At 73.2% G+C, this 24,678-nt stretch carries 15 protein-coding genes and 2 pseudogenes; 8 read left to right on the forward strand and 9 right to left on the reverse strand.

The window, feature by feature from the left end; genetic code table 11:
* Nucleotides 1-2: 2 nt before the first annotated feature.
* Nucleotides 3-5,744, reverse strand: a pseudogene (locus tag NMK44_RS35285) (type I polyketide synthase); the annotation flags it as partial.
* A 229-nt stretch (nucleotides 5,745-5,973) separates the two neighbouring features.
* The gene (locus NMK44_RS35290) at nucleotides 5,974-6,840 is read right to left on the reverse strand and encodes an alpha/beta fold hydrolase (RefSeq protein WP_254750923.1); all 867 of its coding nucleotides are present in this window, start codon (nucleotides 6,838-6,840) and stop codon (nucleotides 5,974-5,976) included.
* A 467-nt stretch (nucleotides 6,841-7,307) separates the two neighbouring features.
* On the opposite strand from NMK44_RS35290, the gene NMK44_RS35295 reads away from it, so the two are divergent.
* Entirely contained in the window at nucleotides 7,308-7,484 is a 177-nt protein-coding gene (locus NMK44_RS35295) for a hypothetical protein (protein WP_254750925.1), read from the forward strand.
* Between the two features lie 20 nt (nucleotides 7,485-7,504).
* Here NMK44_RS35295 and NMK44_RS35300 read toward each other — a convergent pair whose 3' ends face one another.
* The 4 genes from NMK44_RS35300 to NMK44_RS35315 form a co-directional block, all read right to left on the reverse strand.
* Nucleotides 7,505-8,752, reverse strand: coding sequence for an NAD(P)/FAD-dependent oxidoreductase (locus NMK44_RS35300; RefSeq protein ID WP_254751003.1), 1,248 nt, complete (start codon nucleotides 8,750-8,752; stop codon nucleotides 7,505-7,507).
* A 294-nt stretch (nucleotides 8,753-9,046) separates the two neighbouring features.
* Nucleotides 9,047-10,948, reverse strand: coding sequence for a glycoside hydrolase family 9 protein (locus NMK44_RS35305; protein WP_374215389.1), 1,902 nt, complete (start codon nucleotides 10,946-10,948; stop codon nucleotides 9,047-9,049).
* Nucleotides 10,949-11,379: 431 nt separating this feature from the next.
* Nucleotides 11,380-12,954 (reverse strand): glycerol-3-phosphate dehydrogenase/oxidase, encoded by a 1,575-nt coding sequence (locus tag NMK44_RS35310; RefSeq protein WP_254750927.1) that lies wholly within the window; start codon nucleotides 12,952-12,954, stop codon nucleotides 11,380-11,382.
* Nucleotides 12,951-13,550 (reverse strand): TetR/AcrR family transcriptional regulator, encoded by a 600-nt coding sequence (locus NMK44_RS35315; protein ID WP_254750929.1) that lies wholly within the window; start codon nucleotides 13,548-13,550, stop codon nucleotides 12,951-12,953. The genes NMK44_RS35310 and NMK44_RS35315 overlap by 4 nt, the downstream gene beginning before the upstream one ends.
* A 138-nt stretch (nucleotides 13,551-13,688) precedes the next feature.
* Here NMK44_RS35315 and NMK44_RS35320 point away from each other — a divergent pair, with 138 nt between their 5' ends.
* The 5 genes and pseudogenes from NMK44_RS35320 (at nucleotide 13,689) to NMK44_RS35340 (ending at nucleotide 17,826) form a co-directional block, all read left to right on the forward strand.
* On the forward strand, nucleotides 13,689-15,287 hold the full coding sequence (locus tag NMK44_RS35320) for an FAD-binding oxidoreductase (protein ID WP_254751005.1): 1,599 nt from the start codon (nucleotides 13,689-13,691) through the stop codon (nucleotides 15,285-15,287).
* 2 nt (nucleotides 15,288-15,289) lie between these two features.
* Nucleotides 15,290-16,168: a diacylglycerol/lipid kinase family protein gene (locus NMK44_RS35325; protein WP_254750931.1), complete on the forward strand. Its 879-nt coding sequence runs from the start codon at nucleotides 15,290-15,292 to the stop codon at nucleotides 16,166-16,168.
* A gap of 99 nt (nucleotides 16,169-16,267) precedes the next feature.
* Complete coding sequence (locus NMK44_RS35330) at nucleotides 16,268-16,756, forward strand: SRPBCC family protein (protein ID WP_254750933.1); 489 nt, start codon at nucleotides 16,268-16,270, stop codon at nucleotides 16,754-16,756.
* A gap of 50 nt (nucleotides 16,757-16,806) precedes the next feature.
* On the forward strand, nucleotides 16,807-16,959 hold the full coding sequence (locus NMK44_RS35335) for a hypothetical protein (RefSeq protein ID WP_254750935.1): 153 nt from the start codon (nucleotides 16,807-16,809) through the stop codon (nucleotides 16,957-16,959).
* A 17-nt stretch (nucleotides 16,960-16,976) separates the two neighbouring features.
* Nucleotides 16,977-17,826 (forward strand): annotated as a pseudogene (locus tag NMK44_RS35340) (DUF7134 domain-containing protein).
* A 26-nt stretch (nucleotides 17,827-17,852) separates the two neighbouring features.
* On the opposite strand, the gene NMK44_RS35345 reads toward NMK44_RS35340, so the two are convergent.
* Together NMK44_RS35345 and NMK44_RS35350 are read right to left on the reverse strand one after the other, a co-directional pair.
* Entirely contained in the window at nucleotides 17,853-19,592 is a 1,740-nt protein-coding gene (locus NMK44_RS35345) for a SulP family inorganic anion transporter (protein ID WP_254750937.1), read from the reverse strand.
* Nucleotides 19,589-20,218 (reverse strand): carbonic anhydrase, encoded by a 630-nt coding sequence (locus NMK44_RS35350; protein WP_254750939.1) that lies wholly within the window; start codon nucleotides 20,216-20,218, stop codon nucleotides 19,589-19,591. Before NMK44_RS35350 ends, NMK44_RS35345 begins: the two co-directional genes overlap by 4 nt.
* 143 nt (nucleotides 20,219-20,361) lie before the next feature.
* On the opposite strand from NMK44_RS35350, the gene NMK44_RS35355 reads away from it, so the two are divergent.
* Nucleotides 20,362-21,384, forward strand: a complete 1,023-nt coding sequence (locus tag NMK44_RS35355) for a 1-aminocyclopropane-1-carboxylate deaminase/D-cysteine desulfhydrase (RefSeq protein ID WP_254750941.1) — start codon at nucleotides 20,362-20,364, stop codon at nucleotides 21,382-21,384.
* Nucleotides 21,385-21,579: 195 nt separating this feature from the next.
* Nucleotides 21,580-23,529, forward strand: a complete 1,950-nt coding sequence (locus NMK44_RS42515; protein WP_254750943.1) for a LamG-like jellyroll fold domain-containing protein — start codon at nucleotides 21,580-21,582, stop codon at nucleotides 23,527-23,529.
* Nucleotides 23,530-23,548: 19 nt separating this feature from the next.
* On the opposite strand, the gene NMK44_RS35365 is transcribed toward NMK44_RS42515, so the two are convergent.
* A complete protein-coding gene (locus tag NMK44_RS35365) occupies nucleotides 23,549-24,565 on the reverse strand; it encodes a zinc-dependent alcohol dehydrogenase family protein (protein ID WP_254750945.1) in 1,017 nt (338 codons plus the stop codon).
* Nucleotides 24,566-24,678: the final 113 nt, after the last annotated feature.

Raw genomic sequence — 24,678 nt, forward strand, 5'->3', positions numbered from 1 at the left:
GCTCAGCCCACCTCCAGGTCGTTGTCGATGAAGGCGAAGAGCTCCTCCGCGCTGGCCGTCTCCACGTGTTCCCGGGCGCCGGTCACCACGCTCCGATCGGCCGTGCCCGGCCCCTCGCCGGACACCTCCGCACAGGCGGGGGGCGGTGCCTCGCCGCCGGGGAGCCGCTTCCCGAGGAGGGTCAGCAGATGGGCGGCGAGCGCGGCGGGCGACGGATGGCCGAAGACGAGCGTGGAGGGCAGAGTGAGCCCGGTGGCCTGTTGCAGCCGGTTGCGCAGCCGGACCGCGCCGAGCGAGTCCAGTCCCAGTTCCTTGAAGGCGCGCTCGGGATCCACCGTGTCCGGACCGTCCTGTCCGAGCACCGCGGCCACGTGTACGGCGACCACCTCCAGGACGAGTTCATCCCGTGTCTCCGCGGACGCGGCGGCCAGCCGCGCGAGCAGATCACCGTCCGCGGTGGTGGACCGCCGCCGCACCGGAGCGGGTACCAGGGAGCGCAGTACGGCGGGCAGGCCGTCCTCCCGTGCCTGGGCGCGCAGGGCGGCGGTGTCCAGCCGGGCCGGGACGAGCAGTGCATCGGACGTGCCGTGCACGGTGTCGAACAGCCGGAGCCCTTCCTCGGTGGACAGCGGTGCCAGTCCGGAGCGGCCGAGCGCGGCGACACCGGATCCGCCGAGGTGGCGGGTCATCCCGCTCTCCTCCTCCCACAGCCCCCAGGCCAGGGAGAGCGCGGGCAGCCCCTGGGCACGGCGCCACTGGGCGAGGGTGTCCAGGAACATGTTCCCGGCGGCGTAGTTGCCCTGGCCCGGTCCCCCGACGGTGCCCGCCACGGAGGAGAACAGCACGAAGGAGGCCAGGCCGAGCCCGGCGGTCAGCTCGTGCAGATGGAGCGCGGCGTCCACCTTGGGCCGCAGCACCCGGTCCAGTCCCCCGGGCGTCAGCGATTCCAGCAGTCCGTCCTCGAGGGCTCCCGCGGAGTGGACCACGGCGGTGAGCGGCCGGCCGGCGGGGATCGTGTCCAGGAGTGCCGCGAGCGCATCCCGGTCGGCGACGTCGCACGCGGCCACCGTCACCTCCGCGCCTGCCTGTTCGAGTTCACGCTCCAGCTCCGCCACGCCCCCGGCGTCGCGGCCGCGTCGGCTGACCAGCAGCAGATGGCGCGCCCCGTGCGCGGTGGCCAGACGGCGGGCCACATGCGAGCCGAGTCCACCGGTCCCGCCGGTGATCAGGACCGTGCCGTCCCGGTCGAACGCCATCGGTCCGCCGGTGACGCCGCCCGGGGCGGTGGCCCGTACCAGCCGGGGCGCCAGGACGGCAGCTCCGGACCGGACGGCCAACTGTGGTTCACCGGTGGCGAGGGCGGTGGGCAGCGCGCGGACGGACGCGGGGTCCGCGTCGAGGTCCACGAGCCGGAAGCGGCCGGGGTGTTCGGACTGCGCGGTGCGCACCAGCCCCCACAGGGGCGCGAGGCCCGGGTCGGGACCGTCCGGTGCCGTGGCGTCGGCATCCGCCGGCGTGCGTATCGCCGCTCGGGTGAGGAACACCAGTTCCGTACCGCTGAACCGCTCGTCGGCAAGCCATTCCTGGAGGAGTCGCCGGGTGGTCTGGGCGACCGCGCGGACACCGGCGGCGGTGAGGGTGCCGGGGGCCTCGGCGGGCACGACCACGACATCGGGAACGTCCGCCCCCGCCGCCACCGAGGCGGCGAGCGCGCCCAGGTCCGCGTGGTGCGCCGGGTCCGTCCCGGGGAGCGCGAACGGTACGGGGCCGAGGGCCGCCCAGCGACGTGGCGCGACGGGCCGGTCCGGTGTGTCCACCGCCGCCCAGTCGAGGCGGAACAGCGCCTCGTCCGCGGTGGCCGCGCGGACCGCCGCCAACTGCCCGGTGGAGACCGGCCGGGCCAGCACGGACGCGACGGACACCACCGGTGCGCCGGCGCCGTCCACCGCCGTCATCCCGACCGTGCCCTCGCCCAGCGGGGTGAGGGTGACGCGCAGCGGGCCGGTGGCGCCGGGAGCGCTGATCCGTACCCCGGACCAGGCGAAGGGCAGCCAGGCACCGTCCCGCTCCCCGTCCGTGGCACCGGTCCGGCCCAGGCCGGTGAGCCGGGCGTGGAAGGAGGCGTCCAGCAACGCCGGGTGGAGACCGTGGCGTTCGCCGTCGGCCCGCTCCTCCTCGGCGAGGGCGGCCACCTCCGCGTACACCGTGTCGCCGAGCCGCCATGCCGCGGACAGTCCCTGGAAGGCCGGCCCGTAGCCGAAGCCGCGGTCCGCGAGCCGGTCGTAGAGGTCGTCGGTGTCCAGGCGCTCCGCCCCGGCGGGCGGCCACACCTCGAGGGCCGTCCCGGTGGCCGCGCCCTCCTCGTCCACCGCCAGTGTGCCGGTGGCGTGCCGGGTCCAGCCGTGTTCGCCCTCGGTGCCGGCGGTCCGCGAGTACAGCGTGAGCGGCCGCCTGCCCTCGTCGTCGGGTGCGCCCACCACGGCCTGGAGGTCCACCGCGGTGTCGCCGGGGACCGCGAGCGGTGCCTCGATGGCCAGGTCCTCCACCACCGGAGCGCCGGTCAGTTCACCGGCCCGCAGGGCGATGTCCACGAACGCGGTGCCGGGCAGCAGGACCATGTCGTAGACCGTGTGGTCGGTCAGCCACGGATGCGTACGGCGGGACACCCGCCCCGTGCAGAGCCATCCCGTCCCCGCGGCCATGGGCACGGCCGCGGCGAGCAGCGGATGGCCGACGGCGCGCTGGCCGGCGCCGGACACATCGCCGCCCCCGGTCTGCCGGGGTGTCGCCCAGAACCGCTCGGCCCGGAACGGGTAACCGGGCAGGTCCACCAGGCCGCCGGTTGCGCCGGTCTCGCCGCTCTCGCCGAACACCGTCTCCCACGCCACCGGCACACCATGGGCGTGTGCTTCGCCGAGCGAGGCGAGGAAGCGGCGCGGACCGCCGTCGTCGCGCCGCAGCGAGCCGACGACCGCCGCGCGGCCCGCCGGGGACGCCTCGGTGGTCTGCTCGACGGCGACGGTGAGCACCGGGTGCGGGCTCATCTCGACGAACGTGGTGAAACCGCCCGCCACCAGATCCGTCACCGCCTCCTCGAAGCGCACGGTCTGCCGCAGATTGCGGAACCAGTAGTCGGCGGTGAGCTGGGAGGTGGCCAGCGCCCCGCCCCGCACGGTGGACTGGAAGCGCACCTGGCCGTCGTGCGGCCGGACCGGGGCCAGCGCGCCGGCCAGTTCCTCCCGCAGGGCGTCGACCCCGGCGGAGTGCGAGGCGTAGTCGACGTTGACCCGGCGGGCCCAGATGTCCTCGGCCGCGCAGGCCTCGAGGAGTTCGGTGAGGTCGTCGGCGGGGCCGGAGACCAGCAGGGACGCGGGTCCGTTCACGGCGGCCACCGAGATCCGGCCCGCCCACCGCTCCAGCAGGGGGGTGAGCCGGGCGGGGGTGGCGGTCACCGACGCCATCCCCCCGCCGCCCGCGATGGCGGCGATGGCCTTGCTGCGCAGCGCCACCACCCGGGCGGCGTCCGCGAGGGTCAGTCCGCCCGCCACGTACGCGGCGGCGATCTCGCCCTGGGAGTGGCCGACCACCGCGTCGGGCCGGACCCCGTGGTGGCGCCAGAGCGCGGCCAGGGACACCATCACGGCGAACAGGGCCGGTTGCACCACATCGACCCGGTCCAGCGGCGGGGCGTCCGGCGCGCCGGCGAGCACATCGTCCAGGGACCAGTCCAGGTGCGGGGCGAGGGCGTCGGCGCAGGCGCGCAGCTCATCGGCGAACACCGGGTAGGCGGCGGCCAGTTCGCGGCCCATGCCGAGCCACTGGGAGCCCTGGCCGGGGAAGACGAACGCGGTCCTGCCGGTGCGCGCGGTGGCCCGGGCGGAGTACGCGGTGGCGGTGTCGTCGTCGTGCGCGTCGCGGGCGAATGCGTCCAGCGCGGTGAGCAGCTCATCGCGCCGCTCGCCGACGACCACCGCACGGTGGTCGAACCGCGCGCGGTGGAGGGCGAGGGTGTGACCGACCCGCCCGGGGGGCGTGGCGGTGTGCTCGGGGTCCGCGAGCCGGGTGTGCAGTCGCCGGGCCTGCTCGCGCAGTGCGTCGGGGGACGTGGCCGACAGCACCCAGGGCACCGGAGTCGTCGGCCCAGCCGGCTGGTCGCCGTGTTCCTCGGCGGGCGCCTCCTCGACGATCACATGGGCGTTGGTGCCACCCACGCCGAAGGCGGAGATGCCCGCCCTGCGTATGTGCTCGGCGCGCGGCCACGGGGCGGGTTCGGTCAGCAGCGACACCGGACCCGCGGCCCAGTCGGCCTTGTCGGTGGGCCGGTCGATGTGCAGGGTGCGCGGCAGCACACCGTGGCGCAGCGCCTGCACCATCTTGATCAGCCCGCCCACCCCGGCGGCGGCCTGGGCATGGCCCATGTTGGACTTCAGCGAACCGAGCCTGAGCGGCCGGTCCGCCGCCCGGTCCCGGCCGTAGGCCGAGGCCAGAGCGGTGATCTCGATGGGGTCGCCGAGGGTGGTGCCGGTGCCGTGTCCCTCGACCGCGTCGACATCCGCCGGGGCGAGGCCCGCGTCCTTCAGGGCGGCGGCGATGACCCGTTCCTGCGAGGGCCCGTTGGGTGCGGTGAGTCCGTTGCTGGCACCGTCCTGGTTGACGGCCGTGCCCCGGACGAGCCCCAGCACCCGGTGGCCGAGGCGGCGGGCGTCGGAGAGCCGCTCCAGCAGCAGCCCCCCGATCCCCTCGGACCAGCCGGTGCCGTCCGCGGCCTGCGCGAAGGACTTGCAGCGGCCGTCGGAGGACAGCGCCCGCTGACGGCTGAACTCCGTGAACACCTTCGGGGTGGACATCACCGTGACACCGCCCGCGACGGCGAGCGCGCACTCTCCGCGGCGCAGCCCCTGGGCGGCCAGGTGGACGGCCACCAGCGACGAGGAGCAGGCGGTGTCCACGGACAGCGCGGGGCCCTCGAAGCCGTAGACGTAACTCACCCGTCCCGACAGCACGCTCGCGGCGGAGCCGATGCCCCAGTACCCCTCGAGTCCGGGCGAGCCCGCGCGGGCGATCTGGTCGTAGTCCTGTCCGCTGGTGCCCATGAACACACCGGTGGCGGAGCCGCGGAGGGTGCCGGGGTCGATCCCGCCGTCCTCCAGCGCCTCCCACACCGTCTGCAGCAGTAACCGCTGCTGCGGGTCCATCGCCAGCGCCTCACGGCGGGCGATCCCGAAGAAGTCGGCGTCGAAGTCGGCGGCCCCGTCGAGGAACCCGCCCGCACGGGTGTAACAGGTGCCCGGCCGGTCGGGATCCGGATCGTAGAGACCCTCCAGGTCCCAGCCGCGGTCCCGGGGGAAGTCCGCGACCACGTCGCGGCCCTCGGCCACCATGTCCCACAGCTGCGCGGGCGAGGCCACACCGCCCGGATAGCGGCAGGCCATTCCCACGATGGCGATCGGGTCGTCATGGCCGTCGGCCGGGGATCCGGCGGGCGTCGCCACGGGAGCCGTCGCTGGTGCGGGCCTCTCGAACCCGGCCCGCTCCAGCAGGTTCTGTGCCACCGCGGAGGGGTTGGGGTGGTCGAACAGGAGGGTGAGCGGCAGCTCCATACCGGTGGCTTTGCGGAGCTGGTTGGTCAGCTCCACGGCCGCCAGGGAGTTGTAGCCGTAGTCGCGGTAGGCGCGCTCCGGGTCGATGGTGGCGGGGTCGGTGCCGAGCAGCGCTGCGGTCTGTTCGCGTACGAGTTCCACCACGGCCGGGTAGCGGTCGTCGGCGGCCAGTGCGGCCAGCCGTCCGGCCCAGGACCCGGGGGCCGGTCCGGCCCCGGGTCCCGGCGCCCCGCCTCCGGTCCGTGTGCCCGGGCGGGTGTCCCCCGTGGATCTCGTCTGCGCGTCCGCGCCCTCAGCCATGTGCTCCTCCTACACGTTCCACTCGCCACCCGGGCCGGAGCACGCCTGCCGCGACACCCCCGTCCGGCCTGTGCTACTCCGCCGCCGCGGAGCCCTCCGTCGCGGACCCCTCCAGCAGGAACGTCCGCACGGCGGCGGCGAGTTGTCCCGGCTGGTCCTCGGGGATGAGGGTGTAGCTGTCGGTGATCTCCACGTGCTGCCCCTTGGGCAGCAGCTCGGCCAGTCTGCGGCCGTGCTCGGGCGGCATGACCTTGTCCTCCGCGGCCCAGGCGACGAGTGCGGGACGGTCGAAGTCCCGCAGCTTCTCGGCCCAGTTGTTCAGCTCGCTCTTCGCGGGCACACCGAGGACGTACTTCTTCAGATCCCGGCGGATCTCCTTGGAGGTCCACAGTGGCTCGAACCACTGGTTCATGACCTCGTGCGGCACCGGCCGCTTGCTCATCCTCCCCCAGGTCATCGGCATCCGCCGCATCGGTGTGAGCTTCAGCAGCCGGAACGCGAGGTTGATACCGCCGGGCATCTTGGCCGACATGTACAGATTGCTGCCGGGCAGGCCCGGCGGGAAGTTCTCGAACGCCTCACAGGAGGTGATGACGAGCCGTCCGATCCGCTGGTCACGGCCGTCGGCGACGAGGGCCTGCGCCCCGCCCCAGTCGTTCATCACCAGGGTGACATCACGCAGGTCGGTCTTCTCCAGGAACTCGGCGACCAGTCGCGCCACTCCCAGGATGGACAGATCCGCATCGGCGCGCATCGGACGCCGGTGCCCGCCCAGCGGCAGCGTGGGCACCACACACCGGAAGTCGGTGCGCAGATCCGCGACCACGTTCCGCCACAGCGAACCGTCCATGGCCACGCCGTGCAGGAGGACGACCACCGGCCCGTCGCCACCGGTGTCCTCGTACTCGATGGTCCCTGCCGAGAGTTCCACCTCAGCCATATACGAAATCTCCCAACGGTCAGCGAACGAAGGCGGGGTGCCGTCTCACGGTGGGGTGGATCTGAACTGGCGCTCGGATGTCGCTCTGTCGACAACCACGCTAGCGGCCGTAAGACAGAATCCAGGAAAGCATCCGTGTCCTCTTACTGCCAGCTATCCGCAGGGCTTTGGCAGGAAGTTGCCGATCTCTGACTATTTCCTGGACCGCTGACCTCGGGGCGCCACTCCCGGAAAACTTCAGAATGACATAATGACGCACCGGCGTCAGGTATTCAACGTTGAATTCATTCAACCGGGAACGGGCGCCGATTCACCTCCGCTCCCAGCCCTCCACACCCTCCAGGACCGGCCCGGCAGCACGGTTGACCTGGCGTTATCCCGCGAGCAGCACCAACGCGCCCTGAATCCCACATTCCGCTTTCCTGGCCCCGCCTGGCGCGTCGGTGGCGCATGCTATCAAGGTCCGCATGCCGACCGCGCCCTACGGGGAATTGCTCGCCACTATGCAGGAGTTCACCCTGCACCTGGTCCCCCGAGGGCACGCCGCGCGCCTTTACCCGTCGCTCTCCTCCGCCCGTCCGAGCATTGGGGAACCGGCCTTTTCCGAGGACCGGAAGTACACCTTCTGGGAGCTCACCACGTGAAGGCTCACCCCCCGAAGAGCTCACCGCCCGGCGGAATCGGCCAGCACCTCCCGCGCCGCGCGGCCGCCGGAGGCGAGGGCGCCCTGCACGGAGCCGGTGGCGCGGTGGTCGCCGCAGACGTAGCGGCCCTCGGCGAAGCGGGTCGTACGGCTCAGCGGCCACGGCGCGCGCATGGCGGGGAGGGCCGCTTCGACGCTGTAGGTGGCGATCAGGTCCCAGTCGGCGGCGTCGACACCGTAGAGCGCTCCGAGCCGCTCGCGTACGGCTGCCTCGCCATCCGGCCGGTCCGAGGGCAGCACGGAGGTCTGGACGAGGGAGGTGCCGCGCGGTGCGCAGGTGGGGATGACCTCGGAGAGCACACAGGTATTGAGGATGGCGGAGTCGCTGTCGGTGACCAGGGTCGGTTCGGGCAGCGGAGGTGTGCCGGTGGCGTGGTAGTACGTGGTGACTCCCCGGTGACCGGGGAGCGGGAGGCCGGGCAGCAGACGGACGGCGGTGGCGGCGTCGGTGGCCACCACGACCGTGGCGGCCGGGCGTTCACCTCCGTCCTCCAAGAGCACACCGGTGTCGGTGAGCGCCGCCACCGGGGTGTCCAGCCGGAGCGTGCCCTCGGGCAGGCCGTCGGCGAGCTGCCGCGGCACCGCCCCGATGCCCTCCGCGGGGAGGCAGAGGGTGCCGCGCGCCATGCTGCGCCAGACGAGGTGGAAGAAGCGGGCGGAGGTCTCGAGTTCGTCCTCCAGGAACACCCCGGACAGGAAGGGCCGCAGCACCTCCTCCACGGCGCGGGACGACAGCCCGGCCCGGGTCAGTGCCTCGGCGGTGGACCGGTCCGGGCGCCGCTTGAGCAACGCGGCCGGTACCAGCAGATCGCGCGTGGTCAGGGCGGCCAGCGCGGTGAGGTCACGCGCCGACAGGGCGCGCCCGGGCAGCAGACCGCTCACCGCCCGCGGACACCGCGTCGGATCGGCGAGCCGCACCACACCCCGGGGGGTGTGGGCGACGACGCCCGGGGTGAACGGCCGCAGCCGCAGGGCCCGTAGCTCCACCCGCTGTTTGACCTGGGGGTATGCGGTGTTGAAGACCTGGAAGCCACGGTCCAGGAGGAATCCGTCGCGGCGGTCCGTACGCATCCGGCCGCCCACGCCGTCGGACGCCTCCAGGAGTTCGACCCGCCGGCCCGCGCGGCTGAGGTCGAGCGCGCAGGCGAGGCCCGCGAGCCCGGCGCCGACGACGATGGTGTCGGCGGCCGGACGGTGCTGACCGGTCATCATCCGCCTTCCTGAGCGGGTCCCTGGCAGGGGCTGGGTGCGGCGTGCCACCGACCCGCCGAGCCATGGGACGGGCAGCCGCCACGTGGTCAAGCCGACCATGAAGCGGCCCCTGATACCAGGCGCCTCCACGGCCGTAGCCCCATCGGGTGACAGGCCCGCTCGGCCGGCCGCCCCGCCGAGGGCCCGGGAAGCACGGGAGGCGCGAGGGGTACGGGAGGCGCGGGACACGACGATGCGGCCGGCGTTTCCCGCCGGCCGCATCGCGTACCCCTGAAAGACGTGGTGCCTCCGTCACCGCTCCTGGTCGTCGACGTATGCCGAGATCCAGGCCAGTGGTGCGTTCCAGTTGATGGTGATCTCGTTGGTGGAGAACGCCATGATGTCGTCCGTGTAGCACATCGCCGGGGCGCAGCCCTTCAGCTTCTTCTTGGAAAGCGGGTCCTCCAGGCCGGAGTTGGGGCCTCCGGCCAGCGAACCACGGGCCGGGCGCGGCAGCTTGCGGTCGAGCTGATGTGCCCAGAAGCGGTGGTGCTGGTTGCGCGAGTCCCGTTCGCCGTAGCCGGTGACGTAGGACTGGTTGAGCGGGTTGCCGCCCAGCAGGTAGTCCATGCCGCGCAGCACCGCGTCCCGGTAGCGGTCCTTGCCGGTCAGGTCGTGCGCGGTGGCGAGGACGACCATGTTGTTCAGCACCTGGCTGTTGGAGCCCCACTCGTACCGGTTGCCCTTGGGCGCGTAGGGCACGCCGTAGGCCGACTTCTCGGAGAACGAGGCGTAGCGGTCGGCGGCCTCGGTGACCGTCGAGCGGACCGCCGCGCGCTGCTCACCGGTGAGGTTGCCGGGCACGGTGGCCAGGTCCAGCGCGCCGAGTCCGGCCACCGACGCCCAGGACACACCGCTGACGCGCGGGAAGAGCGCGTCGGCGTCGCCGTGCAGCGGGGAGCCGAGGAACGCCTTGCGGTAGGTGTTCTCGCCGGTGGTGAGGAACAGCTCGGACGCCGCCCAGTAGAACTCGTCCCGGACGTCGCGGTCGCCGTACGCGCCGCCGCCGACGGAGTCCCGGTCACTGGCGAACTTGTCCGGGTGCGCCTTGGCCGCGGCCCATGCGCTCCGCGCCACTTCCAGGCACCGCTTCGCGTACTCCGCGTCGTAGGGCTGGAAGAGCCGGGCGGCCTGCGCGGCGGTGGCCGCGAGGTTGAGCGTGGCGGCGGTGGACGGCGGGCGCAGCACCCGCGGCTGCTCGTCCCGGTCCGGCCGGGTGGGTATTCCGGTCCACTGCTTGTCGTGCATCTTGTGGAACGCCATCCCGGCGAACGGCCGGCCCTCGGGCACCTGCATCCGCATCAGGAAGTCCATCTCCCAGCGGGCCTCGTCGAGGACGTCGGGGGTGCCGTTGCCGCGCTCGGGCACCCGGAGCCGTCCGTCGCCCAGCGGCGCGGCGTCGGCGCCCGGAGCGGTGAGGGTGCGCTCGTAGGAGGACATCAGCTGGGCCACCGAGATACCGCCGTTGACGACGTACTTGCCGTGGTCACCGGCGTCGTACCAGCCACCGGAGACATCGCGCCGGTAGTCGCACACGCCCTTCAGCGAGCAGCGCGCCCGGGTGTCGCCGCCGCGCGCGGCCTTCTTGTCGTGGCCCGCGGGGCGAGCGTACGCGTCGCCGACGAACTTCTTGTCGATCTTGATGCCACTGCGGTTGTGGTAGAAGTACGCCAGCGCGTCGGAGCGCAGCGAGCCGTAGAGGTTGTCGCCGATGGCGAACGGCTCGCTCTTCTTGCCGCCGATGGTGACGGTGTACCCCTTGCCCGGGGTGCTGACCTCGCTGAAGTCGAAGGTCTGCACATTCTGGCCGGAGCTGCGGTCGATCCCCGCCGGGGTGGTGCGGCCACTGGCCCGCTTCACCCCGTCGGCGTCGCGCAGGGTCCAGGTCAGGGGCTTGGTGGCGGACGTGACGACGGTGCCCTTCTTGGCGCCGTGCGTCGGGTAGCCGACCTGGTTCACGCGGACCGGGGAGCCGGTGTCGAGCGTGGGGCGGTCCGCCCCGGCGCCCCGCGGACCGGTGTGGTCCGCGGCCACGGCCGCGGGTGCGGCCAGTGCGCCCAGGGCCAGCCCCGCGGCGACCGCCGCGCCCAGCGTGCGCCGGCGGCGGCCGGTCCGGTCGAGGGCAGGACGTGTCCGGGGAGCAGAGTGAATCAAGGCGTCAGCACTTCCGAAGCGGGGACAGGGGCAGCGCAGCGGCACGGCGGCGGCCGATCCGCCGCTGCTCGCCGTCGGGGTCCGTGGGAGCCGCGGGCGTCCGGGAAGCGGTGTCACCGTGAGTGACACCGTGGACGCGTCGCGCGGTCTCAGGAGTGGGCGCGTGGAACGCGCGGCCAGGACCCTTCGACGGCTCTTTCCATGCGTCTGACCCTAGGGAACCGACCTGGCCTGCGGCTTCGTACGGCTAGCCGACATTTGGCCACCTCAATCGAATGAGCCGGACTCATTCAATTGAGGTAGGCGCGGGCCGAGCGGGGCTCGCGGCCCTGGTCAGGCGGCTGCCCACCGCGTCACCGGGGCCGGGCGGACGTCCCCGGACCGGGCCGCGCTCCCTTCTCCCGTCCGTCACACCCTGTTCTCCCCGTCCGTCACACCCGGTCGGCCAGCGTCGCCAGCGCCTCCCGGGCCGCGGCCGTCGCCGCCGCCCGGTCCTCGGGGACCAGGCCGACGCGGGTGCGGCGGTCCAGCAGATCGGACTCGTCGAGCGCGCCCTCGTGGCGTACCGCCCACAGGAGCTCGGCGCGGGTGGTCCGTACGCCGTCGGCGACCGGTTCGGCCAGCCGGGGGTCGGTGTCGGCCAGGGCCTGGACGGCGGTGGCCTCGGTGCCGTAGCGGTCGAGCAGCCGGCGGGGCGCGGCCAGGGTGGCGAGCGCGGGCCGGGGCGCGGCGCCCACCAGGGGGATCCGCGAGGTGCGGCAGGGAGCGGGCGCGTCGAGGCGGCCCGCGGTGAGCGCGGCGTCCACGGCGTCCTGCGCCATCCGGCGGTAGGTGGTGAGCTTGCCGCCGACGACGGTCACCACGCCCTCGGACGAGGTGAGGACCGCGTGGCGGCGGGAGATGTCGGCGGTGCGCGCGGTGTGCTCGGTCTCCAGCAGGGGGCGCAGTCCCGCGAAGGCGCCGACCACGTCCTCGCGGCGGACGGGCACGTCGAGGACGGAGCCCAGGATGTCCAGCAGGAAGCCGATGTCGGACTCCGGTGCCTCGGGGACGTCCGGCAGCGGGCCGTCCACGGGCTCGTCGGTCAGGCCCACGTAGACACGGCCGTCGTCCTGGGGCATCACCAGGACGAAACGGTTGGTCTCACCGGGGACGGGGATGTGCAGCCCGGTGCGCAGACCCCCCAGACTCTCGGCCCGGAGCACCAGATGGGTGCCGCGGGACGGACGCAGCCGGATGCCCTCGGTCAGCTCGGCGGCCCAGACACCGGTGGCGTTGATGACGGTGCGGGCCCGGATACGGAACTCCTGCCCGGTGAGTTCGTCGCGCAGCAGGGCCTCGCCGCCGGTGAGGGACAGGGCACGGGTGCGGGTGAGCACCCGGGCGCCGTGTCCGGCGGCGGTGCGCGCGATGGCGGTCACCAGCCGGGCGTCGTCGGCGAGCTGGCCGTCCCAGGACAGCAGTCCGCCGCGCAGGCTCTGCCGCCGCAGCCCGGGGGCGGCGGCCAGGGTCTCCACGGCCGACAGCCGCCGGGGCGCGGGCAGGGTGGCGCGGCCGGTGCGGGCGGACAGCCGCAGTACGTCACCGGCCCGCAGTCCGGCCCGGACCAGGGCCGCGTTGCGGTGTGAGGTGAGGGCGGTCAGCGGCATCACGAAGGACTGGGCGCGCACCAGGTGCGGGGCGGTGCGCTCCATCAGCGTGCCGCGCTCGACCGCGCTCTCGTGGGCCACGCCGACATCGCCGGTGGCCAGATAGCGCAGTCCGCCGTGGACCAGCTTGGAGCTCCATCGGGAGGTGCCGAAGGCCAGGTCGTGGGCGTCCACCGCGGCGACCGACAGGCCCCGGGAAGCGGCGTCGAGGGCGGCTCCGGCGCCGGTGACGCCGAGTCCGACGACCAGTACATCGACATGGGCGCCGGGGCCGCCCGCGGCCAGTTCCTCCAGTTCCCGGGAACGGCGCGCTCGGTTGAGGGAGTAGTCGGGGCGGGAACCCGCGGCAGCGCTCATGGGGCGAGGATCCTTTCCAGGATGTGGCGGACTTCCGCGTAGAAGGCGGTGTCGTCCAGCTCGGGATCGGTGTCGTCGGTCATGGTCTGCAGGGACAGCGCGAACGACTGGAGGACCAGCACCAGGGCGCGGGCCTGGCGCACCGGGTGGTCCTGGCGGACCGTGCCGTCCGCGTGGCCGCGCCGCAGCGCCTCCTCGATGAACTCCAGCACCCGGTTCTGGCTGGCGCCGCGGCGGTCGAAGAGGTACGGGAGCATCAGCTCGGGGTCGACGTCGAGGATCTTGCGGAACAGCGGATGGCCGCGCAGCGCCCGCAACCCGCTCACCAGGGCATCGACGAGCGGGGCCTGCGCCGTCCCGAGCGGGCCCGGATGCGGCATGGCGCCCAGGGTGACGGCCAGCCACTCCCGGGTCATGAGGTCACCGACCAGCCCCCCTACATCGGGCCAGCGGCGGTAGAGCGTCATCCGGGAGACGCCGGCGCGGCGCGCGACGTCGGTCAGGGTCGTCCGCCGGACGCCGACGGCCAGCACACAGTCCCGTGCGGCGTCGAGCACGGCGTCGTCATCCCGAGAGGTGTTGCGTTTGGACGTCATCTGTCACAGTGTAACGGCGGATACGGCGCCGGGCGAAGGCCGGGCCCGCCCCGGATGCGGGTGATCCGCGTCCGGACCGCACCGCGAAGCACGGCTGAGCCGCACGGAGAAGCGAGGAATCAGGTGGAGTCGACAGACATGCTGTGGAATGGCTGGGGCGATCCGGAGCGGGCCGCGCCACTGCCCGAGTCCGTCGTCGGCCTGCTCGGCGAACTCCTCGGCGTACGGCCCTCCGACGGCCGCTCCGTCGCCCTGGAGGACGCCCTGCCCCGCGCCTCCCGGCTGCCCGATGACGCCCGCGAGGCGTTCGCCGGGATCGTCGGCGCGGAACACGTCCGCACCGACGGCGAGAGCCGGGTCCGCCGCACCCGCGGCAAGTCCACGCCCGACCTGCTGCACATCCGGTCCGGCGCGGTCGAGGACGCCCCCGACGCGGTGCTGCGCCCCGGCAGCCACGACGAGGTCGTGGCCGTTCTGCGGCTGTGCGCCGAGCGCCGGATCGCGGTCGTCCCCTTCGGCGGCGGCACCAGTGTCGTCGGCGGGCTCGCCCCCAGCGGCCACGGCTGCTTCGTCACCCTCGACCTGCGCCGGATGAACCGGCTGACCGAGGTGGACACCGTCTCCCGCACCGCGGTGCTCGAACCCGGTCTGCGCGGCCCCGAGGCCGAGGCGCTGCTCGCCGAACACGGCTACACCCTGGGCCACTTCCCGCAGTCCTTCGAGTGGGCGACGATCGGCGGATTCGCCGCCGCCCGCTCCAGCGGTCAGGCGTCGGCAGGCTACGGCCGCTTCGACGACATGGTGACCGCGCTGCGCGTGGCCACACCCGAGGGCACCTGGGAGACCGGCCGCAGCGCCCCGCGCTCGGCCGCCGGACCGGATCTGCGCCAGCTGGTGCTGGGGTCCGAGGGCGCCTTCGGTGTGATCACCTCGGTGACCGTGCGGATCCGGCCGCGCCCCACCACCCGCGTCTACGAGGGCTGGCGCTTCGGCTCCTTCGAGGCGGGCCGGGCGGCACTGCGTGCACTGGCCCAGGACGGTCCGCTGCCCACCGTGCTGCGGCTGTCCGACGAGACCGAGACCCTGGTGGGCCTGGCCGACCCGGAGGCCATCGGGAAGGGGGCTTCGGAGTCGGGGTGCCTGGCCATCGCCGGATACGAGGGCGACGCCGAGGAGGTGGCGGTCCGCAGGGAACGCGCCCGGGCCGTGCTGCGCGCCCACGAGGGCACCTTCCTCGGTGAGGAGCCGGGCGAGAAGTGGAACCACGGCCGCTACTCCGCCCCGTACCTGCGGGACGCGCTGCTCGACGCGGGCGCGTTCGCGGAGACGCTGGAGACCGCCGCGTACTGGTCCCGGATCCCCGCGCTCTATGAGAACGTGCGCACCGCGCTCACCACGGCCCTGTCCGGGGCGGGTACCCCGCCGGTGGTGCTGTGCCACATCTCCCACGTCTACCCGGCGGGCGCGTCGCTGTACTTCACCGTGCTCAGCGCCCAGGGCGACAAGCCCGAGGAGACGTGGGCGGGCGCCAAGCGGGCGGCCAATGACGCGATCATCGCCTCCGGCGGTACGATCAGCCATCACCACGGGGTGGGCACCGACCACCGGGACTGGTACGCACAGGAGATCGGCCCGCTGGGCGTGGAGGTCCTGCACGCCGTCAAGAACCGGCTCGACCCGTCCGGCATCCTCAACCCGGGTATTCTCCTGCCGCCCCTGACGTCCCCCGGAGCGTAGCCATGCGCAACTTCACCGCCGTCGTCAAACCCACCTCGGGGAGCTCGGGCAGCGAGTCCCTGGTCCCGCTGGCCCGCGCCCTCCGTGAGGGGGGTGCGGAGCTCGAAGTCGAGTACAGCCGCAGTCTCGGCCATGCGCGCGACCTCGCCGTGCGCGCGGCCGAGCAGGGCCGGGTGGTCCTCGGTGTGGGCGGCGACGGACTGGCGGGGCGGGTCGTCGGCGCCCTGGCCGGGACCGACGCCGTCGCGGGTATCGTGCCCGCGGGCCGGGGCAATGACTTCGCCCGTGCGCTCGGACTGCCCGAGAAGGTGGCGGACCTCGCCGAACTGCTGCTGACCGCCGAGCCCGTGAAGACCGACGCCATCGAGGTCGAGTCCGCCGTCCACCAGCGGATGGCGGTCCTGGGCAGTGTGTACGCGGGGGTGGACGCCCTCGCCAACCGCCACGCCGACGCCTACCGTGCACTGGGCGGCGCCGCCTCGTACTACGCGGGCGGGCTGCGGGCCGTCACCACCTGGCGGCCCGTGCACTACCGCATCACCATCGACGGCACGACACTCGAGCGCACCGGGTACACCGTGGTGGCGGCCAACTCCGGCTACTACGGCTTCGGCCGACAGATCGCGCCCGGCGCCTCGGTCCGCGACGGTGTGCTCGATGTGGTGGTCATCCACCACGCGTCGCGGATGCTGTTCTTCAGCATGATGAACGAGCTCAAGACCGGGCAGCACGTACGGCGCAAGGAGGTGGAGATCCTGCACGGGCGCGAGGTGCGCATCGAGGCGGACCGGGATCTGCCCTACGGCGCCGACGGCGAGGTGGAGGCCGAACTGCCGGTGACGGCACGGGTGTTGCCGGAGGCGCTGAACCTTCTGTGCTGAGACCGCGGCGTGTGCCGGGGCCGCGGCCCGGGAGGGATCGCGCGGGAGCCGTCGGCGCCGGCCGGCGGCGACGGAGGAGGAGCCGATGAGGAGAGGCCGATGACGGACGACATGGTGTCCGGGACGACGCGGATCGCCGTACCGCCGCGGACGGTGTACGACACGGTCACGCGGGTGTCGGAGATGGGCCGCTGGAGCCCCGAGTGCACCGGCGGCAGGGTCAGGGGCGGCGCGGCCGCGGAGATGCGTGCGGGGACGCGGTTCACCGGCACCAACCGCGCCGGCTGGCGCCCGTGGTCGACCCGGTGCACCGTGACCGTGGCCGATCCCGGGGAGCGGTTCACCTTCGTCGTACGGGCGGTGGGACTGCGCATCGCGGTCTGGAGCTACCGCTTCGAACCGCTCGACGAGGGCCGGGCCACCCAGGTCACCGAGACCTGGATCGACCAGCGGGGATGGCTGATGCGTAGCGGGATCAGCCCGCTGGTCACCGGGGTGCGCGACCGCGCCGGGTTCAACCGGCGCAGCATCCGGCAGACGCTGGAGCGGCTCAAGGAGACCCTGGAGCAGGAGCACCGGGTGGCCTGAGCGCGGAACGTGTGTGGGCCGGACTCCCGCGCCCGGGGTACGGTCCCGCCATGCCCGGATCAGCGGAGCCCAGCGCCCGCCCCTCCCCCGTCACCGCGGACGACCTCGACAGCGCCGTACGGCTCGCCGTGGACGTGCCGCGCACCGCCGAACTGCCCGGCTTTCCCCGCCGCACCGCCTGGCGCGGGGACGGCACACCGTGAGGGATCCGCACGGACGCCTGCGACGGTGGTGGGAGGCCGGTCGCGCACTGGGGCGGCCAACCCCCTGACGGTGGACCTCGGCATCGCGCTCCTGGTGCAGGCGGCGATGACGATGCCCTTCGTCGTGTCCCGCGGGCCCGAACTGGAGCCCGCGACCTGGTCCGCCTACGGGCTGACCACCCTCATCGTGATCCCCCTGGTCTGGCGCCGGCGCGCGCCCGTCGCCGTCCTGCTGGCGGTCGTGGCGGCGAGCGCGCTGTACCAACTGGCGCTGGACGGCCCCGGGCAGCCGCTGCCGTATCCCGGGCTCGTGGTCGTCTACACCGTCGCCGCGGTGTCACCACCCCCGAAACGGCTGGCCACCGGGGGACTTCTGCTGGTGGCCGTGCCGGTGTCGGAATGGCTCAACACCCGGTCGGCGCGTGAACTGTCCTTCTGCGTTTTCGTGTTCGCCGCCGCCTATGTCTTCGGGCGGCTCACCGATGCCCGGCAGCGGGCGAACCGGATCGAGACCGAGCGGGCCACCGCCCGCGAACGCGCCCGGATCGCACGGGAGATGCATGACATCCGGTCAGACACGCCGCCGCCCGCACCGTGTCCGTCCATCTCACCTACGGTGACAACGCGTTGCACGTCACGGTGACGGACGACGGACGCGGGCCACGGCCCGGCCCGGGTGGCGGCCACGGTCTGGTCGGTGTCCGTGAACGGGCGGCGGCACACGGCGGTACCGCGGTGGCCGGGGCCGGCCCGGACGGCCGGGACTTCGGCCGCGTACTCCGCGATCGCGGCCTTCGGCAAGCCGTAGCCGGGAAGCGCCCTCCGCCGGCCCCGCCCCGGCGGGGGTCGGGGCGGGGACGGCGGTGAGGCGTGCGGTCGGGCGGTGCCGGGGGTCAGCGGGGTGTGTACCCCGGCTCCGACCTGAGGTCGTTCTCCCATGCCTGCCAGTCGTCGTGCCCCTCGGTGGGGCGGGGGTCGCGAGAGAACCACTGTGCGCCGGTGGCCGGAGTGGGGGCCGGTGCGGCCGGGGTGGAGTCCGTACCGCCCGGCATCAGAAGATCGACCCGGGTGCCGTTCGCCCGCCGCTCGTCCGCGAACTCGGTGATCTGCTGGTGGCAGGCGTGGTCGAGGTGGGTCGTCCCCGTGAGGTCGATCCGGAGGTGCGGGGTGTCGGTCTCCCCCGCGGCCTCGAGGACCTCGATGAGACGGGGGAGCCGGAGGAAGGTGGCGTTGCCGCTGAGGGTGACGGTGGTGGTGTCCCCTTCGGTGCGGTGTGCGACGACGGCCTGGGACATGCGCAGGGCGGCGAGGATCATTCCGGCGGCGAGGCCCGCCAGAACACCTTCGAGGAGCGCGGTGGCGAAGATGACCGTCGTGGTGAGCGCCATCACGCCGAACTCGCCGCGGTCCTGCCGCCACATCTTCGGGAACTCCGCGGGGGCGAACAGCTTCCAGCCGCTGTGGACCAGGACTCCGGCCAGCACGGAGATCGGGATCAGAGCCAGGACCTGCGGCAGCAGCAGCGCGAAGGCCAGCAGCCACAGCCCGTGCAGGGTGCGGGAGAGCCGGGTCCTGGCACCCGCCTGGACATTGGCCGAACTGCGGGCCACCACCGCCGTGACGGGGAGGGCACCGAGCACACCGGCCACCGTGTTCCCGGCGCCCTGGGCGATGAGCTCGGTGTTGTAGCGGGTGCGCGGACCGCTGTGCATCCGGTCGACGGCCGCGGCGGTGAACAGCGACTCGGCGGAGGCGATGACGGTGAAGGTGAGGATCGAGGTGATGATCCCGACGTCCGTCAGCCCGGCGAACTCCTCGGCCCCCGGCAGATGTACGGAGCCCAGCAGATCACCGACCTGGAGCGTTTTCACCGCCACCCCGGGCAGGCTCGCCACGACGATCCCGACACCTACCGCCACCAGGGCGGCCGGGACCTTCGCGGCCGGCCCCGGCACCTTCTTCCACAGGAAGCTGAGCACCACGGTGGCGATGCCGAGGCCCGCGGCGATGAGGGCCTGCGGGTTCTGCACGGTGTCGGAGACCAGGCCGGGCAGCCCCGCCACGTTCTCGACGGGAGTACCGGGAGCCTTGTTGTCGGCCAGGGGGTAGGACTGGCTGAACATCAGCGGCAGTCCGATACCGGCGAGCATGCCCTGCACCACGGCCATGGAGATGGCCTGGAAGAGCCTGCCCATCCGGATCAGACCGAGGATGATCTGCAGGATCCCGGCGCCCAGGACGATGATCCCGAGCATGGCCACCCCGTGCTCCGCCACCGTCTCGGCCACCAGCGCGGCCAGGCCCGCCGCCGGTCCGCTGACCTGGAGCGTACTGCCCCGGGCCATCCCGACGACCAGTCCGCCGATGACACCGGAGACGATGCCCAGTTCGGCCGTGACACCGGACGCCACCGCCACGCCGATGCACAGGGGCAGGGCCACCAGGAAGACCACGAGTGACGCGGCGAAGTCGGTGGCCAGGCTCTCCCGGTCCCAGCCGCCCCCGCCTGGCGCGCCCCGCCGGCCGGCAGCCCCGGCCGGCGGGGCGGTGGTGTCGGTGCCGGTGTCGCCCGGCGGTGGTCCGCCGGGATCCCGGCCCGGTTTCCGCCGGGGGCGGGCGTGTGCGCCACTCATGACAGATGCTCCGAGAACAGCCCGTCGGCGCCCAGTTCACCCAGCCGGCCGGTGTCCACCTCGTAGTACCAGCCGTGCAGGCGCAGCCTCCCCGCCTCCACCCGCTCGCGCACCACCGGGTACTGGCGCAGTACGGACAACTGGTGGACCACGTTGCGCTGCACCACCTCGCGCAGCAACGGCCCCTCCGCGCCGCCCCCGTGGCCGTTCGCGGCATCCGGCGACAGCAGGGGCGCGAGTCCGGGGCGGGCGAGTTCGAGCCATGCCCCCACACCGGGCAGATCCGAGAGATCTGTTCCGGCCCGCAGCGCACCCATGGCCCCGCAGTGCGAATGGCCGCAGACGATGACGTCCTGAACGTCCAGCACCCGCAGCGCGTACTCGAGGGTGGCGGCCTCGCCCGACGCCCCCCGCCCCGCGGGCGGGGGGACGATATTGCCTGCGTTACGCAACTCGAATATCTCCCCCGGACGCGCCTGCATGATGAAAGCGGGTATCACCCGCGAGTCGGAGCAGGTGATGAACAGCGCCTCCGGGGATTGTCCCTCCGCCAGCTTCCGGTATTCAGCGCTCTCGAAATCCACCCGCTGCCTCAGCGAACGCGCACGGTCCAGCAATGCCTGCACGGTACCTCCCTGATACGGAGTCAGGCCGAGATCGACCACGTATCCGGCACGATAAGGGGGTAACCAATAGGCGGAGGTTAAGAGAAGACCAGGGCAATGCAAGAAATGGCTGATTGAGCGATGTCTCACAGAAAGGACCGGAAATGGTGCACCCCGCCCCGGCCCACCACCCCCGGCTCCATGACCGATTTCCCGCACTGGAGTCCACACTGCCTTTTCTTCCGCTCGGCCACGCCCCCACCCCCGTACGGCGGTTGCCCGATCCGGCCCCCGGCACCGCGCTGTGGTGCAAGGACGAGAGCGGCTACGGCGACGGCGGATGGGGCGGCAACAAGGTGCGCAAACTCGAGTGGCTGCTGCCCGACGCACGGCGCCGTGGGGCGCGGACCCTCCTGACCGTCGGCGGTATCGGCACCAACTGGGGCCTGGCCGCCGCGCTGTACGCCCGGGAGCAGGGGATGGCCACCGCCCTGGCCCTCATCGACCAGCCGGTCGACGACCACGTACGGGCCCAGCTCGAGCGGTTGCGCCGGTCCGGGGCCACCCTGCACTTCACCCGTACCAAGCTCCGCACCATGGCCACGGCACCCTGGCTGTTCCTGCGGCACACCACCGCGGGACGGCTCCCGCACTACCTTCCGGCGGGTGGCTCCACCCCCGTCGGCACCCTCGGCCCCGTCGAGGTGGCGCTCGAACTCGCGGACCAGATCGCGGCCGGGGCCCTCCCCGAACCCTCCCACCTCGTCACCGCCGTCGGCAGCGGAGGAACGGCCGCCGGGCTCGCCCTCGGTCTGCGCCTCGCCGGACTCCGCACCCGGGTCGTGGGGGTGGTCGTCAATGACACGCTCCGGCTGGACATGCCCGCCGTGACCGGTCTGGCGCGCGGAACCGCACACCTCCTCCGGTCGCGCGGCGCCGGCCTGCCCCCGACATCCATCGGCCCGGAGCAACTGACCCTGGTGCGCCACTGGCTCGGACCCGGCTACGGCCACCCCACCCCGGAGGCCCTGCGCGCCCGGCGGCTCGCCGCCGACACCGCGTCGCTGCTGCTGGAACCGGTGTACACGGCGAAGGCGATGGCCGCGCTGACCTCGCTCGCGGCCGACGGCCGGCTGGCACCGGGCCCCGCGCTCTTCCTCAACACCCACGGGCCCCGGCCCCGATGAGGGTGTTTGCCCGGGGCGACCAGGAGTCAACGCCGCTGTGTTGTTATTGAATTCCACCGGAGTGCATCATTAGTGCTCACGCGGCGGCCACGCCGGACGTGGCACTTCGGTGAGAGGAGGGGCGGCCACGGCAGCGCCGGGTCCGATCCGACGTGGGTGGCCCCACACATCCCCACAGATCGCAGGAATGACGACGTGTCCCAACGATGGCAAGACACCGGCGCAGCACCGGCCGACGGCGGGGAACCCCTCTCCGGCCTGGGTGACACCGCCCTGGTCAACCGGGCGTCACGGGAACCCGAGTCGGTCGGACGGGTGGTGGCGGAGCTGAGCACGCGCCATCTGCCGGCGGTGACCGGCTACGCCTCGCTCTGTGTGTCCGCCCCGCCCGGCGCCGCCACCCTGGCCTCGGAGGCGATCCTCACGGCCGTGCTCGACGCGGATCCCGCCGCACCGGACGAGGCGTGGCGGCCGAAGCTGCTGGGCGCGGTGGTCGAGGTGGCCAGACGGCGATGGCTGGACTCCGGCCGCCGCAATGAACTGAGCCCGGACTTCCGGGAGTGGCTGGAGAGCGGCCCGGATCAGCCGGCCGCATACGCGCGGAGCGGAAGCGCCGGGCCGGAGTCGGGGCGGTACGGAAACGGACGCCGGACCGTCCGTCCCCGCCCCGGCCTTCTGCGCACCGCCTTCCGCGGGCTGCCGGCCCACCTCCGCACCGTGCTCTGGCACGATGTGGTCGAGCGTGAGGACCCCGCGGCCATCGGCCGTCTGCTGGGCGCGCGGACCGACACCGTGCGCGGCTGGTCCGCGAACGCCCGCGCCAAGTTCCGGGACGCCTACCTGCGGACGTACGCGGACGAGGGCGACGCCGCGTGCCGCCCGTTCACCCGGCTGGTCGAGGTCGCCGCGGAGACCCGGCGCATCTCCCCCGCCGGGGACGTGGACGGCCATCTCGCCGACTGCGCCTACTGCCGACGGGCGTTCGACGACCTGTCCCGGATGGAGCACCACTGCGACACCCTGCTCGCGGAAGGTGTGCTGGCCTGGGGAGGGGCGCGCTATGTCGCGGAGCGTCCGGCGGCGGGCCGGGCGGTGTCCGGTGGCGCCGACGAGGGTGCGCGGGACGCCCCGGAGACCCCCTCCGCGGCCCCGGCCACGGAGGGGACGGCACCGGAGGCGGCGGCCGGAGCCGCCGCACCCACCACCGGGCACACCCTCGGTGGCAGCCGCAGCCGCCGCACCGCGCAGGTGGCACTCACCTCGGGCGCCATCTGTCTGGGGGTCATCGCCGCCGCGGCGCTCTCCGCCACGCACGACAGCGGGGCGGACGGCCGTGACACCACCCCGGCACAGGACCGTCCGACCTTCTCGGTGACGGCCGGCTCCCCGGCCGGATCGGCCTCTCCGCGGCCCTCCCCGCCACCGAAGAAGAAGAAAACGAAGAAGCCGCGCACCCCGAGTCCCTCCGCACCGAAGCCCTCGCACTCCCGTACACCGCCGAAGCCCCCGGTGAGCGGCGCCGCGGTCGCGTGGGACTTCGCCGAGGGATCCGGCACCACCGTGCGTGACGGCTCCGGCCGCGGCAATGACGGCACCCTGACGGGAAGCGGCGCGCGGAGCGGGAGTCACGGCGGATCGCTGGCGCTGAACGGGGACCGGTACGCGGAAGGGGCACGGGGGACGCTGGACACCACACGGAGCTACACCGTCTCCGCCTGGCTCAACCTCCGCTCCACGGCGGAGTTCTCCACGGCGATCAGCCAGGACGGACAGGAGATCAGCGGTTTCTTCCTCCAGTACGACGCCTCCATCGACCGCTGGCGGCTGGCGATCTGCGACGCCGACTCCTCCGAGGCGGACGAGGACGAGGCGGTCTCGGCCACCGGTCCGCGGCTCGGCACATGGCAGCACATCGTGGGGGTCTATGACGCGCCCGCGAAGGAGATGCGGCTGTATGTCGACGGACAGTTGCAGGACACCACCGAGCACACCCCCGTGTGGTCGGCCACGGGCGCGTTCGCGGTGGGACGGGGCAAGTGGGAGGGCGATGTGGCCGATCGCTTCCGCGGCGGTATCGACGCGGTCGCCGTGTTCCCGCGCGTCCTCTCGTCGTCCGAGATCGCGACGCTGGCCCGGCGCTCCTGACCGTCGTCGCCCGGGGCCGTCAGCCCATGACCACGGCCTTGATGCTGGTCGACCCGGCGACCGCGGACAGCGCGTCGCCGAACCGCTCCAGCGGGAAGCGGTCGGTGATCACGTCCTCGGTGCGGATACGGCCGGTGCGCAGGGCCAGGAGGGCGCGATCGAAGCAGTGGGTCTGCGCGAAGGAGCCCTTGATGGTCAGCTCCCGGGAGAAGATCTCGTAGGGCGAGAACGGAACGGTGTCGTCCGCGCCCGCCATCCCGTAGACCAGCACGGTTCCGCCGCTGCGGGTCACCTCGGGGCAGATCGCCAGGACCGCGGGGACGCCGGTGGCCTCGATGACCGCGTCGAACCCGGACGGCGCCAGCGAGCGCAGCCGCCGTAGCGCCCTCCTGGGGTCCGTGCGGTCGATCCGGACCGTTTCATCGGCTCCGAGCAGCCGGGCGACCTCGAGTTTGTGCGGTCCGGGCGCGGCGACGGTCACCCGTGCCGCGCCACCGTGGACGAGGAGCTGGGCGAGCAGCAGTCCGGTGGGGCCCGCGCCGAACAGAAGTACATCGGATCCCGGGCGCAGCGCCAGCACATCGGCCCCGTGCAGCGCACATGCCAGGGGTTCGGTGAGCACGGCGGTCATCGGGTCCAGACCGTCGAGGGGGAAGCACTTCTCGGCCCGGGCCACCAGCAGATCGGCGAAGCCACCGGGTCCGGTGACCCCGAGCGAGGAGAAGTTCTCGCAGTACAGCGGCTGGTCGCGGCGGCAGGGCGCGCAGTGTCCGCACAGCACCGTGTTGTCGACGGCCACCAGCTCACCGATCGTCAGCCCTTCGACGCGCTCACCGAGCGACTCCACTTCGGCCACGATCTCGTGGCCGGGGATCAGCGGGAAGCGGGCCATGAACCCGCCCGCCAGCAGATGGCGGTCGGTGCCGCAGACCCCGGTGGCCACACTGCGCAGCCGGACCTCCTCCGGACCCGGCCGCGGATCGTCCACATCCAGGACGCGGAAGTGGTGGGGCCGGTCGAAGACCACTGCTCGCATGATGTGCGCTCCTGACGGTGGACCTCGCAGAGGTGTTCTCCGCGACCACGGAAACGCTAGGTGAGCCATAATTGTCACGCAAGATGTGTTAACAAAGTGCGGGTCTTCCCCTA

The organism is Streptomyces cucumeris (assembly GCF_024295805.1).
Taxonomy (GTDB): domain Bacteria; phylum Actinomycetota; class Actinomycetes; order Streptomycetales; family Streptomycetaceae; genus Streptomyces; species Streptomyces cucumeris.

Coding starts and splice junctions, on each gene's coding strand:
- NMK44_RS35290 (WP_254750923.1), bottom strand. CDS start 6,840: ATGGCTGAGGTGGAACTCTCGGCAGGGACCATCGAGTACGAGGACACC.
- NMK44_RS35295 (WP_254750925.1), top strand. CDS start 7,308: ATGCCGACCGCGCCCTACGGGGAATTGCTCGCCACTATGCAGGAGTTC.
- NMK44_RS35300 (WP_254751003.1), bottom strand. CDS start 8,752: ATGACCGGTCAGCACCGTCCGGCCGCCGACACCATCGTCGTCGGCGCC.
- NMK44_RS35310 (WP_254750927.1), bottom strand. CDS start 12,954: ATGAGCGCTGCCGCGGGTTCCCGCCCCGACTACTCCCTCAACCGAGCG.
- NMK44_RS35315 (WP_254750929.1), bottom strand. CDS start 13,550: ATGACGTCCAAACGCAACACCTCTCGGGATGACGACGCCGTGCTCGAC.
- NMK44_RS35320 (WP_254751005.1), top strand. CDS start 13,689: ATGCTGTGGAATGGCTGGGGCGATCCGGAGCGGGCCGCGCCACTGCCC.
- NMK44_RS35325 (WP_254750931.1), top strand. CDS start 15,290: ATGCGCAACTTCACCGCCGTCGTCAAACCCACCTCGGGGAGCTCGGGC.
- NMK44_RS35330 (WP_254750933.1), top strand. CDS start 16,268: ATGACGGACGACATGGTGTCCGGGACGACGCGGATCGCCGTACCGCCG.
- NMK44_RS35335 (WP_254750935.1), top strand. CDS start 16,807: ATGCCCGGATCAGCGGAGCCCAGCGCCCGCCCCTCCCCCGTCACCGCG.
- NMK44_RS35345 (WP_254750937.1), bottom strand. CDS start 19,592: ATGAGTGGCGCACACGCCCGCCCCCGGCGGAAACCGGGCCGGGATCCC.
- NMK44_RS35355 (WP_254750941.1), top strand. CDS start 20,362: ATGGTGCACCCCGCCCCGGCCCACCACCCCCGGCTCCATGACCGATTT.
- NMK44_RS35365 (WP_254750945.1), bottom strand. CDS start 24,565: ATGCGAGCAGTGGTCTTCGACCGGCCCCACCACTTCCGCGTCCTGGAT.